Origin of the sequence: Corallococcus sp. AB038B, assembly GCF_003668955.1 — a bacterium.
Classification (GTDB): domain Bacteria; phylum Myxococcota; class Myxococcia; order Myxococcales; family Myxococcaceae; genus Corallococcus; species Corallococcus exiguus.
Window position 1 is genome coordinate 125,487 of the sequence record NZ_RAWO01000012.1, and the last position, 14,137, is coordinate 139,623.

Annotated in this window: 11 protein-coding genes; 4 read left to right on the forward strand and 7 right to left on the reverse strand. The window is 70.1% G+C overall.

Features of this window, described 5'->3' with window-relative positions; translation table 11 throughout:
• Nucleotides 1–241 precede the first annotated feature (241 nt).
• Nucleotides 242–784, forward strand: a complete 543-nt coding sequence (locus D7Y04_RS33770) for a Uma2 family endonuclease (RefSeq protein WP_233601699.1) — start codon at nucleotides 242–244, stop codon at nucleotides 782–784.
• Between the two features lie 4 nt (nucleotides 785–788).
• On the opposite strand, the gene D7Y04_RS33775 is transcribed toward D7Y04_RS33770, so the two are convergent.
• Nucleotides 789–1,268, reverse strand: a complete 480-nt coding sequence (locus D7Y04_RS33775; RefSeq protein ID WP_233601700.1) for an MOSC domain-containing protein — start codon at nucleotides 1,266–1,268, stop codon at nucleotides 789–791.
• Nucleotides 1,269–1,367: 99 nt separating this feature from the next.
• Here D7Y04_RS33775 and fumC point away from each other — a divergent pair, with 99 nt between their 5' ends.
• Entirely contained in the window at nucleotides 1,368–2,765 is a 1,398-nt protein-coding gene (gene fumC, locus D7Y04_RS33780) for a class II fumarate hydratase (protein ID WP_121762060.1), read from the forward strand.
• Between the two features lie 9 nt (nucleotides 2,766–2,774).
• Here fumC and D7Y04_RS33785 read toward each other — a convergent pair whose 3' ends face one another.
• Entirely contained in the window at nucleotides 2,775–5,513 is a 2,739-nt protein-coding gene (locus D7Y04_RS33785; RefSeq protein WP_121761969.1) for a hypothetical protein, read from the reverse strand.
• Nucleotides 5,514–5,789: 276 nt separating this feature from the next.
• Here D7Y04_RS33785 and clpP point away from each other — a divergent pair, with 276 nt between their 5' ends.
• Both clpP and D7Y04_RS33795 read left to right on the forward strand, forming a co-directional pair.
• Nucleotides 5,790–6,389 carry an ATP-dependent Clp endopeptidase proteolytic subunit ClpP gene (gene clpP / locus D7Y04_RS33790; RefSeq protein WP_014399808.1) on the forward strand — a complete coding sequence of 200 codons (600 nt, stop codon included), beginning with the start codon at nucleotides 5,790–5,792 and terminating at the stop codon, nucleotides 6,387–6,389.
• Between the two features lie 212 nt (nucleotides 6,390–6,601).
• Nucleotides 6,602–6,922, forward strand: a complete 321-nt coding sequence (locus D7Y04_RS33795) for a hypothetical protein (protein WP_233601701.1) — start codon at nucleotides 6,602–6,604, stop codon at nucleotides 6,920–6,922.
• A gap of 3 nt (nucleotides 6,923–6,925) precedes the next feature.
• Here D7Y04_RS33795 and D7Y04_RS33800 read toward each other — a convergent pair whose 3' ends face one another.
• The 5 genes from D7Y04_RS33800 to D7Y04_RS33820 all read right to left on the reverse strand — a co-directional run bounded on the left by D7Y04_RS33800 (nucleotide 6,926) and on the right by D7Y04_RS33820 (nucleotide 14,029).
• A complete protein-coding gene (locus D7Y04_RS33800; RefSeq protein ID WP_121761971.1) occupies nucleotides 6,926–8,839 on the reverse strand; it encodes a bifunctional UDP-sugar hydrolase/5'-nucleotidase in 1,914 nt (637 codons plus the stop codon).
• A 144-nt stretch (nucleotides 8,840–8,983) separates the two neighbouring features.
• Nucleotides 8,984–9,433 carry a DUF3293 domain-containing protein gene (locus D7Y04_RS33805; protein WP_121761972.1) on the reverse strand — a complete coding sequence of 150 codons (450 nt, stop codon included), beginning with the start codon at nucleotides 9,431–9,433 and terminating at the stop codon, nucleotides 8,984–8,986.
• Nucleotides 9,426–10,967, reverse strand: coding sequence for an MBL fold metallo-hydrolase (locus D7Y04_RS33810; RefSeq protein WP_301540810.1), 1,542 nt, complete (start codon nucleotides 10,965–10,967; stop codon nucleotides 9,426–9,428). The genes D7Y04_RS33805 and D7Y04_RS33810 overlap by 8 nt, the downstream gene beginning before the upstream one ends.
• Nucleotides 10,968–11,102: 135 nt before the next feature.
• The gene (locus D7Y04_RS33815) at nucleotides 11,103–11,618 is read right to left on the reverse strand and encodes an ester cyclase (protein ID WP_121761973.1); all 516 of its coding nucleotides are present in this window, start codon (nucleotides 11,616–11,618) and stop codon (nucleotides 11,103–11,105) included.
• The gene (locus D7Y04_RS33820) at nucleotides 11,615–14,029 is read right to left on the reverse strand and encodes an acyl-CoA dehydrogenase (protein ID WP_121761974.1); all 2,415 of its coding nucleotides are present in this window, start codon (nucleotides 14,027–14,029) and stop codon (nucleotides 11,615–11,617) included. Before D7Y04_RS33820 ends, D7Y04_RS33815 begins: the two co-directional genes overlap by 4 nt.
• Nucleotides 14,030–14,137: the final 108 nt, after the last annotated feature.

Sequence of the window (14,137 nt, forward strand, 5' to 3'; positions counted from 1 at the left end):
CCGTGAGAACGATTGAGAAAAGTGTGTCACGGAATCACTCGTGACGTCACCCGGGGTATATGTGAAATGTATAATTCAAATTAAGCTTGTTTTCATCGGGTTCAGGGCAGGCAGCGCTGCACGGGCCTGTCTTCCTGCCTCTGTGCGCCGGGCATGGTCGGCCGTCGGCTTGAGGATGTCAGGGGTAGGGGGCATCCTTGCGCGCATGGGTGATGGAAACGGGAGTGGGAAGGGGAAGTCGGTGTCGTACTCCGTCCTGGAGGACGTGCCGCCGACGAAGGTGGGGGAGATCATCGAGGGGGAGTTGGTTGTCAGTCCCAGGCCGGCGTCTCCCCACGCGCGGGCGGCGACAAAGCTCGGCGGCTGGTTGGATGGGCCGTTCGACGAGGGCAGCAGCGGGCCCGGCGGGTGGCTCGTCCTGGATGAACCGGAGTTGCGCTTCGCAGGAACAGGGGATGCGCTGGTGCCGGACCTCGCGGGCTGGCGCCGCGACCGGATGCCGCGCTTGCCCAATACGCCTGTCTTCTCCCTGGCGCCGGATTGGATTTGCGAGGTGTTGTCACCGTCCACCTACCGATGGGACCGGGGCCCGAAGATGCGCGTCTATGCGCGCGCGGGCGTGGAGTGGCTGTGGTTCATCGACCCGCTGGCGATGGGGTTGGAGATCCACCGCCTCCAGGACGGGCAGTGGCGCCTGCACGGGGTGCATCTGGGCAGTGGAACCGTGAATGCCGTTCCCTTCGACGCGGTGCCCTTGAATCTGGGCCGGCTCTGGAGCCGGTGACGGCTCAGGGCAGCTTGGGCCGGATGATGCGCGGGGCGTCCGGGTTCACGTCCAGCAAGCGCACGGTGTCGCCTTCATGCACGGTGCCTGCCTTCAGCACCCGAGCGAGCTGACCCCTGCGGCCCCAGCTGTCCTTCAAGAGCCCGGGGCGCAGGGCGTCCAGCTTCCAGCAGGGCACGCAGGGCTCGGTCAGCTCCACCACGACTTCGGCTCCCAGCGCCAGGCGCTGTCCTGGTGGCAGCGCGTCCAGGGGCAGTCCTTCCACCAGCACGTTCTCCTTGAGCGCGCCTTCGGGCACATCCAGCGCCGCGCGCTGCGCTTCGTCCATGAGCAGGAGCTGGCGCTTGTGGCCCACCGCCCTGCGCTGGTGGCGGTCGCCCTCGAAGCCGTGCTGCTCCACGGCCCGTGCCTCCGGGACGCGGCGCATGGGCGTGCCTCGCTCCTGGGCCAGGAAGAGGGCTCGGATGGTGCCTGCGGTGCTCACGAAGTGACACTCATGCCAGGGTCGTCACTCTGCCCTGCCGTGACAGCTCGGCGGTGTTAATCGCGCGGGACATCGTTCCTTTTGCGCGGAGGCCGCACCGTGAGCACGAAGAATGTTCGCATCGAGAAGGACACCTTTGGTCCCATCGAAGTCCCTGCCGACCGGCTCTGGGGCGCGCAGACGCAGCGCAGCCGCCAGAACTTCGCCATCTCTTCCGAGCGCATGCCGACGGCGCTCGTGCACGCGCTGGTGCTGGTGAAGAAGGCCGCAGCGCTCGTGAACCAGGAGAACGGCTCCCTCTCCAAGGAGAAGGCCCAGTCCATCGTGAAGGCCTCCGATGAAGTGCTCGCCGGCCAGCACGACGAGGAGTTCCCCCTGCTGGTGTGGCAGACGGGCAGCGGCACCCAGACGAACATGAACTGCAATGAGGTGCTGGCCAACCGCGCCTCGGAGCTCTTGGGCGGCGAGCGCGGTGAGGGCCGGAAGGTCCACCCCAACGACGACGTCAACAAGGGCCAGAGCTCCAACGACGTGTTCCCCACCGCGATGAGCGTGGCCGCCGTGGAGGCCGTGGTGAAGCACGTGCTGCCGGAGCTGGTCGCCCTGCGCGACGTGCTCGCCCAGAAGTCCCAGGCGTTCCAGTCCATCGTGAAGATTGGCCGCACGCACCTGCAGGACGCGACCCCGCTCACCCTGGGCCAGGAGTTCAGCGGCTACGTGGCGCAGCTGGACCGCGCGAAGGGCCACATCGAGTCCGCGCTGCCGCACATGCTGGAGCTGGCGCTGGGCGGCACCGCCGTGGGCACCGGCCTCAACGCGCCCCCGGGTTACGCCGAGCGGGTGGCGGCGGAAATCGCGAAGCTCACCGGCCACGCCTTCGTCACCGCGCCCAACAAGTTCGAGGCGCTGGCCGCCAACGACGCGCTGGTGCAGGGACACGGCGCGCTCAAGGGCCTGGCGGCGGTGCTGTTCAAGGTGGCCAATGACATCCGCTGGCTGTCTTCGGGGCCACGCTCGGGCATTGGGGAGATCAACATCCCGGAGAACGAGCCGGGCAGCTCCATCATGCCGGGCAAGGTGAACCCCACGCAGAGCGAGGCGCTCACCATGCTGTCCGCCCAGGTGATGGGCAACGACGTGGCCATCTCCCTGGGCGGCGCGTCCGGCAACTTCGAGCTCAACGTCTTCAAGCCGCTCATCATCCAGAACTTCCTGCAGAGCTGCCGCCTGCTCGCGGACGGCATGCGCAGCTTCCGCCTGAACTGCGCGGTGGGCATCGAGCCCAACCTCCCGCGCCTCCAGGAGAACCTCCAGCGCAGCCTGATGCTCGTCACCGCGCTCAACCCGCACATCGGCTACGACAACGCGGCGAAGATCGCCAAGACGGCCCACAAGCAGGGCAAGACGCTGAAGGAGGTGGCGGTGGAGCTGGGGCTCGTCACCGCCGAGCAGTTCGACCAGTGGGTCCGCCCGGAGAAGATGACCGGGAACCTCTAGGCCTTCGCCTCACGGCATGGGCAGGGCCCACAGCTCCCGGCCCTGGGTGGGTGTCCAGGCCGGGAAGTACACGCGGTCACCCGAGGGCACCATGGGCCCGCTGGGTGCGGAGGACAGGAGCCCCGGCGCGATGTCCGCGGCGCGCACCGTGCCCCCGGGCGTGCCGTCCGTCTTCCACAGCTCCAGGCCGGAGACGCCGTCCGACGCGGCGAAGAGGAAGGGGCCTCCGGGCCTGCTCCGCACGAGCGGGCCCGGCGTCGCCACCGCGCTGCGCCCCGCCTGCGCCTGCATCAACAGGGTGACGTCGTCCCCTGGCCCCGCGCGCCACAGCGCGTAGCCGCTCGTGGGGGTCGCGGCCCAGAAGAGCAGGTGGTCGTCCTGCACCGTCAGGTGGTTGGGCAGGAACGGCGTGCCTTCCGGCCCGAACGTGTCCGTCATCCGGCCGATGTCCCGTCCATCGCTCCACCAGCACAGCTGGGGCGCTCCCAGGTTGGAGCGGCAGGGGAAGTAGAACCTGTCCCCCACGGCCACGCCTGGATCCGTCGATGTCGGATGGGCGCCGGGCATGGCGCCCACGGGCACCGTGCCCTCGGGCGTGCCGTCGCTCGTCCAGAGCACCAGCGTCTCGCTGCCCTGACCGGTCCAGAAGAGGAGGTGGTTGCCCATGGCGGCACCTCCGAAGATGAGCGGGGTGAACTCCGGGGCCGTGAGCCGCACGGTGCCCGCTTCGGTGCCGTCGCTGGTCCACAGCTCCGCGTGGGTCGGGCTCTTGTTCACCGCGATGAAGAGCCGTGAGCCCACGGGCATGAAGTTCGCCGCGAAGGAGGGCTCGAGGTGGGTCTTCAGCCGCACGGTGCCCGCCTCGGTGCCGTCTGTCTTCCACAGCTCGTCCGGGCTGCCACCGTCCTTCCCAGAGACCATGAAATACGCCTGGCGTCCCACCTTGACGGGGTGGGAGGTGAACAGCAGCGGATCCGTCGCCGTGACCCAGCGGCCCAGCGAGGTCGCGAGCCGCGTGGCGTTCCCGGACGCCGGGTCGTAGCTCCAGAGGGAGTAGGGCACCTGGAGCTCCGGGGACATGGCGGCGAACAGGAGCTGCCCGTTCACGACGGTGAGCATCTCCGGTGACAGCGGCACGTGGTTGAACTCACCCGCGACGGGGGGCTTCGCCTGGACCGTTCCCGCCGCCGTGCCATCGCTCTTCCACAGCCGCCAGGTGTCCATCCGGGTGGGGTCGCGCTGGGTGAAGTACAGCGTGCCTCCCAGGTCCACCGCTTCCGTGGCTCCCTCCCAGGAATCCGCGGGCAGGGGAGATGGCGGCACGACCTGGGTCGCGGGGCCTGTCATGCCATTGTGCGTCCAGAGCCCGTCCTCCAGGCTGCTGAGATAGAGGACGCCTCGCGCCGGTATCTCCAGGCTCATGGGCACGGAGAGCGGCCCCGACACGGCCGTCGCCCCGGCGGTGGTCGCTCCCACGCGCCACAGCCGGAGCGACGTGTCCGCCTGCGTGGTGGCGAGGAAGAACAGGGCGTCGTCGGTGGCGACCATCCGTCCCCCGGTGGGCTGCGGAGCCTGCTGTGCGCCGTCGTCCCAGGCGTTCACGCGCGTCGTGTTCTCCTCGGCCCCGAGGGTGCGGAACAGGCGCGTCCCGGCCTCCGTGCGCGCGGTGAAGTAGACGTAGAAGCCCTGACGCGTGAACGCGGTGGGGTGGGAGCCCGCGGTGCCGGGGATCATGTCGGCGATGAGGGCGGTGCCCTGCGTCGTGCCATCCGTCCGCCAGGGCTCGCTGCCGGTCAGCGGATCCTCTCCGCTGAAGAACGCCATGCCGTCCCGCACGAAGAAGCTGTCCTGGTCGCGGTCCGGGGCGATGTCCGCGAACGGGACGGTGCCCTCCTCCGTTCCGTCCGAGTGCCAGAGGACCACCCTCTGAAGGCCTCCCAGGGCCTGCGCCCAGAAGATCACCTGGCCGCCCAGCGTCGTGAGCCGCCGGGGAGTCTCTACGTTCCCATAGGGGGGCAGGAGCGCCAGCCGCCGCGTCCCCTCCATCGTTCCGTCCGCCCTCACCAGCTGCCAGCCCCCAACGGAGGTCCGGGCGGTGACCAGCACCGCGTTGCCCAACGTCGCGGCGCTCGAATCCTTCAGGGAGAGGCGGGTGTCGGGTGGTAGCGCCACCTTCCGGCTGCCCCCGGGCGTGCCGTCGCTGAACCAGAGCGACGCCGCGTCCTCGCCGGAGTCCGTGAAGTCCGGCGCAGACAGGTAGACGCCGCCGCTCGCGGTGACGAGGAAGCCCGGGCGGCGGGGCAGCGCCAGCAACAGGGTGGTGCTCTCCGCGGTTCCCCGGGTGCGGAACAGCGCGAAGGTGTCCGCGCCTCGGGGAATCACGGTGTCGGAGGCGTAGGTGGTCCGGGCCACGAAGTAGACGCTGTCGTTGTCCGCCCGCGTGAAGGTGTCCGGCTCGGAGCCCGGGAACCCGGGCAGCAGGTCCAGCATCATCGCGGTCCCCTGCGCGGAGCCGTCGGTGGTCCAGAGTTCGCGGCCGTGGACGCCGTCGTCCTGGGTGAACAGGAGGGTGGTGCCCAGGTCCATCAGGTCGCGAGGCGCGCTCGTCCTCTGTCCAGGACGGTCGCCCGTCTGTCCATCCCAGACGGGGTACGCGTCCCTGGGACCTTCCGGCGTGCTCTTCCCACCGCAGGCCATCCCCAGGGCCAGTGCTCCTGCCAGCAGCATCTTCACGGACTTCGACGTCATGCGTCCCCCTCTGCGCTGGGCCCGGAGTGTCCGGTCCCGCACGGCGGGGGCAATCCCTATCAAATCCGCCGGAGCGTACGACAGCCACTCTCCGGCGAACCGCCAGGCTTTCCCCGCGTCAGCGCGGGGGCGGCTTCCTGACCGTCCGGACGGTGGGTGTGTGTCGGCGGGGGATGTGTTGGGACCCGCCTCCGACCCGCCCAAGCGTGGGACAGCGCACGCTCCCGCAAGAAGGGGGGAGCGCGCGGGAAGGGGGACGATTAGGGTACGGGGGCCATGAACGTCCCCTTCGTCATTGAGACCACGCACCGCGGCGAGCGGGCGTACGACCTCTACAGCCGTCTGCTCAAGGACCGCATCATCCTCCTGGGCACGCCCATCAACGACGATGTGGCCAACCTCATCGTCGCCCAGTTGCTGTTCCTGGAGTCCGAGGACCCGGACAAGGGCATCAACCTCTACATCAACTCGCCCGGTGGCTCCGTCACGGCGGCGCTCGCGATGTATGACACGATGCAGTACGTCAAGTGCCCCGTGTCCACCATCTGCGTGGGCCAGGCGGCCTCCGCGGGCGCGCTGCTGCTGCTGGCGGGCTCCAAGGGCAAGCGCTACGCCCTGCCCAACAGCCGCATCATGATCCACCAGCCGCTGGGTGGCGCGCAGGGCCAGGCGACGGACATCGACATCCAGGCGAAGGAGATCCTCCGCCTGCGCACGTACCTCAACGGCCTGTTCGTGAAGCACACGGGCCACACCATCGAGCGCATCGAGAAGGACACCGAGCGCGACTACTTCATGAGCGCCGAGGAGGCCCGGCAGTACGGCCTCATCGACGAGGTCGTGGAGCGCGCCTCGGGCGTGCCGGCGCCCAAGTAGCTTCCATTCCTGCGGGACCGGAGGAGCAGGCCCCGTGCCGCTGCTCCGGGCAGGCATTCGACGGGTAACGGCTTCGCAAGCCGTCCCACGGTGCAGCTTGACGGGGGGGTGCCCAATGTTTGGGCATGCTGCCCCGCCTCCTTGCCGCTGCTCTGCTGCCTGCCTTCCTGGCGGGTGTGGGTTGTGCCACCGGTCCCACGGGCCGCCTTCCCGTGCCCCCCAGCTCCCAGCCGGTCCAGGAGGAGTTGGGGGAGCGCAATGTCGTCGACGCGGGCGCGGAGTACGCCCGGCAGAGCGGCATGGTGCTGGCGGAAGCGGGCGAGGCGGTGCGGATCCGCCCCAACTACTGGCGGGTCCGCTTCGCGCTCCCGGAGGAGGGCTCCGGGAAGGTCCTGGAGCTGGACTTCGACGAACTGGCGCAGCGCGTGACGGGGTCGAGGCTCATCGACATCAACCCCTCCTTGCTGCCCCTCCCCAGGACCTCCCTGCCCAGCGAATCGAGCCCCGCGACGGGCGGCTCGGGCCCCCAGTGAGGGCTACGGCAGCCGCGTGACGCGGTCGAGCGCCGGGGCCGGGAGTGGCGTGGCCTCCGAGCTCTTCGCGGTGAGGTAGGCCTCCAGCGCGTCCGAGTCCACCGCGCCGCCCAGCGGGTTCGTGCCCTCCGCGAGGACGGTGAAGCCGTCGCCGCCGGGGGCGAGGAAGCTGTTCACGGTGACGCGGTAGCTGGCGGCCGGGTCGATGGCCACGCCGTTGAGCTGGATGCTGGCGGGGTCGATCTTGGCGCCCGCGGGCGCGGACGCGCTGAACGCATACGTGAAGCCCGCGGAGGGATGGAGGATGCGGGGGCTGGCGAGCTGGAACTGCTGCTCCATCAAGCGCTCAATCTGCGCGCCCGTCAGCGTCAGGGTGACCAGGCTGTTGCCGAAGGGCTGCACGGTGAAGGCCTCGCCGTAGGTGACGGCGCCCTTGTCGTTGGGGTCGGCCGGGTCGCGCAGCAGGTCCGCGCGCACGCCACCCGGGTTCATGAAGGCAATCTGGGCGCCGCCCACGGTCGCGCCCTTGGTGGCCTCCAGCTGCGCGTCCGCGATGACGAAGCCCATGGTGGACTGGCCGGTGGGGTCCAGCTGGATGTTGCCGCGAATGAGCGTCTGGTCGATGTAGCCGATGACGCGGTTCTCCAGCGGCGTGGTGAGGCCCTTGTAGCGGGTGATGAGCTCCGCGACCTCCGGGTCGGGCGTCACGGTGCGGGTGACGATGACGTTCTGCGCCTGGGCCTTCACGACCTGACCCGTGGCCGCGTCCAGCGTCACGTCGATGTCCGTGACGAGCCGGCCCACCGACGCGGCGCTGGTGACGAGCTTGCCGCTCAGCGTGCAGTTGTAGGCCTGGTGCGTGTGGCCGCTGACGATGATGCTCACGGCAGGGTCCAGCTTCGACGCGATCTCCACGATGGGGCCGGTGAAGCCCTTGCACTCGTTGTAGAGCGAGTCGACGCCGGGCGTTCCGCCCTCGTGCACGATGACGACGATGGCGTTCACGCCCTGCGACTTGAGCTCCGGGACGAGCGCGTTGACGGTCTCCACCTCGTCCTTGAACTCCAGGCCGCGGATGCCCGTGGGGGTGACGATGTTCGGCGTGCCCTCCAGGGTCATGCCGATGAAGGCCATCTTCACGCCTTCGAAGGTGCGCACGTCGTAGCGCGGGAGGAGGGTGCTGTTCGCGCCGGTGGCGACGTTGGCCGCGAGGATCTTGAACTTCGCGCCGGTAAAGCCGGTGCCGTCCTGGCAGCCGTCCACCGGGTGGCAGCCGCCGGACTGCATGCGCAGGAGCTCCGTGCCGCCCTCGTCGAACTCGTGGTTGCCCACGGCGCTGATGTCCAGGCCGATGTCGTTCATGGCCTCGATGGTGGGCTCGTCGTGGAAGAGCGCGGAGAGCAGCGGCGTGGCGCCGATGAGGTCACCCGCGGACACCACGATGGAGTTCGGGTTCTTCGCGCGCAGGTCCGCGATGTAGCGGCCGAGGTACACGGCGCCGCCGGCGTTCACTCGGGTGGTGGTGTCCACGCCGCCATCCGGCAGCAGGGCCTGGTGAATCTGTCCGCCGCTGCCGGCCGCGGGCTCCAGCTGCCCGTGGAAGTCGTTGAAGGCGATGATCTTCACGGCGACGGTGGTGCCGCCGTCGGTGCCGGTGCCCGCGTCGTTGTCGCCGGTGCCCGCGTCGGTGTTGTTGGCCGGGGGCGGGAAGGTGACGGCCTGGCAGACGTGGTCCACGCAGGTCCAGCCCTGGCCTGCCGGCGCGGGGTTCTGCTCCTGGCAGTCGAAGGCGTTGGTGCACTCGTTGTTGCCGCAGCCGCCGTGGAAGGCGAGCAGCAGGCCGGTGACGAAGGCGCCGGCGAGGAGGAAGACGCTGGGACGCGCGACATCACGCGCGCTAGGGACAGAAGGCTGCATATCGAGACGGCTCCTGGGACAGGGAGGCGGTGGACCCGGCGAGGCGCGGGGACCCTGGCATCGTCTCGTGGCGTGGAGGTGAGGGCCGGGTCCCGAATGCGTGTCGTCCCGTCGGATGTGACCTGCCTGACACCTGTCGCGGGCTCAGGAGTGCGCGGGCACCCGGCACATCACCAGCTCCGCGGCGCCGCCCACGGCACCCCAGAGCACGGCCTCCTGGTCGAACAGGCGGCCGAAGCGCAGGGCCTCGTCGCGGGACAGGCCGGGGACGAAGAGGCTCTCCTCGAACCAGCGGCGGTCCTCCGCCACGCCCACGGCGGACACGCTCGGGTGGCCCCGGGCTTCGAGCAGCGCGAGCAGCCGTTGCTGGAGGCGCGCGTTGGTGCGGAGCGGACGCGCGTGCGCGTGAGGGTTCCACGCGGTGAGGAAGGCCCAGGTGGTGAAGCGGTGCGCGGTGAGCGCGGCGTCGAGCTCCGGATGCAAGGCATCCACGCGCAGCACGTGCTTGCGGTCTCCGACGAGCGGATGCGGGCGCACGACGTAGCCCGTGGCCTTGAAGGCCCCGAGCAGCGCGGCCCGCCGTGCGTCACTCATGCGGAATCGCGACAGCGGCTCCCGTGCCCTGTGGACTGGGGACAGGAGTGACCACCGTCGCTGGGACGGCGGGCTGCGTCCCCGCGCCTTGCGGAGCCGGCGACGGAGGATCCGCGCTCGGCGGAGCGGATGGCGGAGTCGCTGCCGTCGGACTCGCGCCCTGCGGAGCCGCGGGCGGCGCGGGAGGATTCACGCTCGGCGCTGCTGGTGGCTTCGGGGTCGCCTGCTTCGAGGCCTGCGGACTCACGGCTGTGGGCACCGGGAGCAACGGCAGCGCCGGGTGTCCTTCTCGCAGCTTGGGCGGAATCTGGCTGGCCACGATGGGCGATTCCTCCGCCGTCTTCCACGGACGGTCGGGCCACCAGCGCTCCACGGGCGGCGGCGTCAGTGCGAGGAAGTCCTGCCCGGGCCGGGGCGTGGTGATGCCCACGCCGTCGTGCTTCGCGGCCACGAGCGAGCGCTCAACCGGCTCCGTCCAGCCGTGGTACGCCAGCGTCACCAGCCCCCAGTGCACCGGCAGCATCAACCGGCCCTGCACCAGCCGGTGGGCCAGCACCGCCTGCTCCGGCCCCAGGTGCCAGTCCGGCCAGCCCGCGCCGTACTGGCCCGTTTCAATCATCGTCAAATCGAACGGCCCCAGCTTCGTGCCAATCTCCTCCATGGCGGGGAACAGGCCCGTGTCGCCGGAGTAGTAGACGCGGTGCTTGGAGCCGACCAGCGCCCAGCCCGCCCACAGCGTCTTGTTCTGCTGGAGGAACCGGCCCGATGCATGCCGCGCGGGCGTGCACACGATGTCCAGCCCCTTCACCTTCGTGCGCTCCCACCAGTCCAGCTCCACGATGCGGTTGGCCGGCACGCCCCAGTATTCCAGGTGCGCGCCCACGCCCAGCGGCACCACGAACGTGGTGTCCCAGTCCTTCATCGCCTCGATGGTGGCGAAGTCCAGGTGGTCATAGTGGTCGTGGGAGATGACCACCGCGTCGATGGGCGGCAGTTCGTTCAGCGCGATGGGCGCGGGGAACCAGCGCTTCGGGCCAATCCACCCCAGCGGTGACGTGCGCTCGCCCCACACGGGGTCGGTGAGCACGCGGTGCCCGTCCACCTCCACCAGCGTGGACGAGTGCCCCAGCCAGGTGACGCGCAGTCCGTCCTCGGGCGGCGTGGCGAAGCGCTTCGGGTCGATGCGGTCCACCACCACCGGCATCCGGGGCGAGCTATCCGGGCTCGAGTGGAACAGGTCCGACAGCGTCCGCTCCCAGTTGTTCAGGATGGGCTGCGGGTTCTCGAAGCTTCCGTCCAGCCACTGCGGCGAGCGCTTCATCCGCTCCAGCCGCGCTCCTTCCGGCACCTCGCCGAACGAACGCCAGCCGTCGATGACGACGACCAGCAGGAACGCACCCAGCAGGAGCAGGCCCCATCCGAACAGGCGCAACAACCTGCCGCCCCAGGACGGCGGCTGGCCGTGGGAGGGAAAGGCCGTGCGGAAGGCCTTCTGTCGGGCCTTGTCCGCGGCCCGCATGGGTCCCGCGTTCATCCTCATCCCCGGACCCTGATGGGTCCGGTGTCCCAGTGTCAATGGGGAGACATCCCGCTACGCCCCGGTTTTTCCTGACTCCAGCGGCGTCGAGCCCGACCCGTGGCCGTTTGGCGCGTCCCGGGTCAGGACGCTTCAGGACTCGGGCGGTACGACCTTGAACCCGCGCTGGAGCAGCGGATCCAGCCGGTCCGTGAGGTCCCACGACTCCACCAGCCTGCCGTCACGCAGCCGGTACAGCGAGTCCCCGTGGAACGTGAGCGGGCGGGACTTGCCGTCCGCGGTGGGCGGGCCCTGGGTGTCCGTGCCCGTCGCGCGCCAGCGCACCATCACCCAGTCGTCCTCCGCCATCACGTGGAGCAGCTCGAACTTCAGGTCCGGGAAGAGGGTGAACCCGGCTTCCGCCTGGGTGCGCACCACCTCCGGGCCGCGGAGGTCCTGGGGGGCGCCCTCGGAGCGGTCCACGTAGTCGGCCGCGATGTACTCCGGGAGGCGCTCCAGGCGCTTCTGGTTGTAGATCTCCTCGGTGAACAGGCGGGCGCGTTCCTTGTTGGATTCGCCCATCTGACGGGCCCGTTCCGCCGGGGACACCGTCGCGCAACCGGTGAGCCCCACGAGCCCCAACACCACCCACGACGCACAGGTCCTCATGACGCGCGGGAATCTGCCGGGCCCGCACGGGCGCTGTCAGCCGCCGTGTCGTCGAACCGTTCACCGCCGGGCGCCAGCCGCCCCAGGCCGATGGGCGCCGCCAGGCAGGTGTCGGGAATCCCGAACGCGTCCACCAGCCCCACGGCATCCGGCCGCAGCTCCTCGCACAGCTTCACGCGCTCCTTGCGGATGGCCTGGGCCTTGGGGGCCGTGAGCCAGCCGTGCTCCAGGAACCAGCCGCTGGCGGACTCCAGGCAGGACAGGCCGAAGAGGTCCGCCATGCGCCCCAGCACCGGCTTGAGCGCTTCGTCCTTCACGTCCGCCACGCCGCGCAGGAACTGCTCCAGCACGATGCGCTCCACGCTCGCGTGCGCCAGGGCCAGCAGGTGCGCCTGCACCTGGTTGAAGGCCTCGAAGGCCTCCACGCCCGCGGTGAGCCGCTTGCGGATGCGCTTGGACACCGACGCGAGCAGGGCCTCCTCGCGGAAGCGCAGGGCGCGCAGCTGGAAGTCACTGTCGCGCAGGTGGTCCGTGTCCGTGCGCCGGCCGGCGATGGGGTTTCTGTCCGTGAACACCGTGGCGGCCTGGTCCACGATGAGGCGCAGCACCGCGAAGACGCGGTCGTCCTCGAAGCGCTGGCGGTAGCCCGTGAGCAGGCCCTTGGCGACCAGCTGCATGAGCACGGTGTTGTCGCCCTCGAAGGTCGTGAACACGTCCGTGTCCGCCTTGAGCGACGCGAACCGGTTCGCGGTGAGGTAGCCCTGGCCACCGCACGCCTCGCGGCACTCCTGGATGGTGGCGGTGGCGTTCCACGACGCGTAGGCCTTGAGGCCCGCGGCGAGCGCCTCGATTTCGCGCGCGTCGTCCTCCGTGCGGTGGACGTAGCGGTCCACCAGGTACTCCAGCGCGAAGTCCACCGCGTACGCCTTGGCGACGAGCGGCAGCAGCCGCAGCTGGTGCACCTGGTGGTCCAGCAGGCGGACTTCAGGAGCGCCCTGGGGGCCGAACTGGCGGCGCAGGTCGCCGTAGCGCACGGCGATGGTCAGCGCGCTCTTGGTCGCGCTCAACGACGCGCACGCCACGCTCACGCGGCCCGCCACCAGCGCGCCCAGCATGGTGAAGAAGCGCTTGGAGTCGCCGGTGATGGAGGAGGTGTACTCGCCGGCCTCCGTCACCTGTCCGTAGCGGTCGAGCAGGTTGTCGCGCGGGACACGCACGTGGTCGAACCACAGCCGGCCGTTGTCCACGCCGTTGAGGCCCATCTTCTCGCCGCAGTCCTCGATGCGGATGTTCGGCAGCACCTTGCCGTGCTCATCGCGCAGCGGGACGAGCAGCGCGTGCACGCCCAGTCGTTCCCCGTCCACCTCCAGTTGAGCGAACACGGTGGCGATGCGCGCGTGACGGGCGGCGTTGCCAATCCACTCCTTGCGCGCGGTCTCCGACGGCGTGTGGATGACGAACTCGCTCGTGGCCGCGTCGTAGCGGGCCACCGTCTCGCAGTCGCGCACGTTGGAGCCGTGGCCCAGTTCGCTCATCGCGAAGCAGCCGGGCAGCTCCAGCGATGCGACCCTGGGCAGGTACTGCTGGTGGTGCCGCTTCGTGCCCAGGAACAGGATGCTGGAGCCGAACAGGCCGAAGTGCACACCCGCCTTGATGACGAGGCTCAGGTCGAAGAAGGCCATCGTCTCGAACGCGGCGATGAACGCGCCCAGGTCGCCGCCGCCCTCGCGGCCCTTGGGGAAGGCGAGCTGGCCCAGGCCGTCATTGGCCAGGTGCTTGAGCCAGTCGAAGACCTGGTCGCGGTAGGCGGTGGTGCCGAGCCCTTCCTTGTAGCGGAAGTCCGCGTCCTCCAGCCAACCGCGCACCTGCCGGCGCACGTTCGCGTAGGTGCGGTCCAGCACGGCCGTCATCGCCGTGGGGTCGAAGGACGACGTGTGGGAACGGGGCTCCGCGTGCGGAACGCGCGACGCCTTGGGCACCAGCGAGCGCACCGCTTCCTTGCCGTCCACGCCCAGGGTGGCCTCGATGGAGGCCAGGGCCTTGGCCAGCTCCGCGGGCGGGATGTTCAGGGGCGCTTCACCCGCGAGCGCCTGGGCCAGCTGCACGCCCAGCTCCGCCAGGTTCTGCTGCTGACTGGTGGCCAGCTTCTCCGCGGTGGCGCGGATGTGTTCGCGCACGAGGGCCAGTTCGCGGGGCGGGGGCGGACGCAGCGGATCCACCCAGAGGGCCAGGACGGAGCTGGACTTGAGGTCCAACCAGGGCTGGGAGCGAGCGGCGGAGCCCAGGGCGCGGAGTTCGTCGCCCGTCAGCTCGCCGTCCGTCCAGGCGACGTACAGCATGGGGACCAGCGGGGCGAGGCTGGACAGGGACAGCAGCTCCCGGGCGGAGGGGCGAGATGGGGCGTCGAGCATGCGGACTCTCCAGGCGAGGGAACGGAACCCGGGCAGTGTCGCCACGCTGAAAGGCTCCGGCAATGACGGAATGGGGTCCTGTTCACCGGCCGGAGCGGGAGGTGGGCG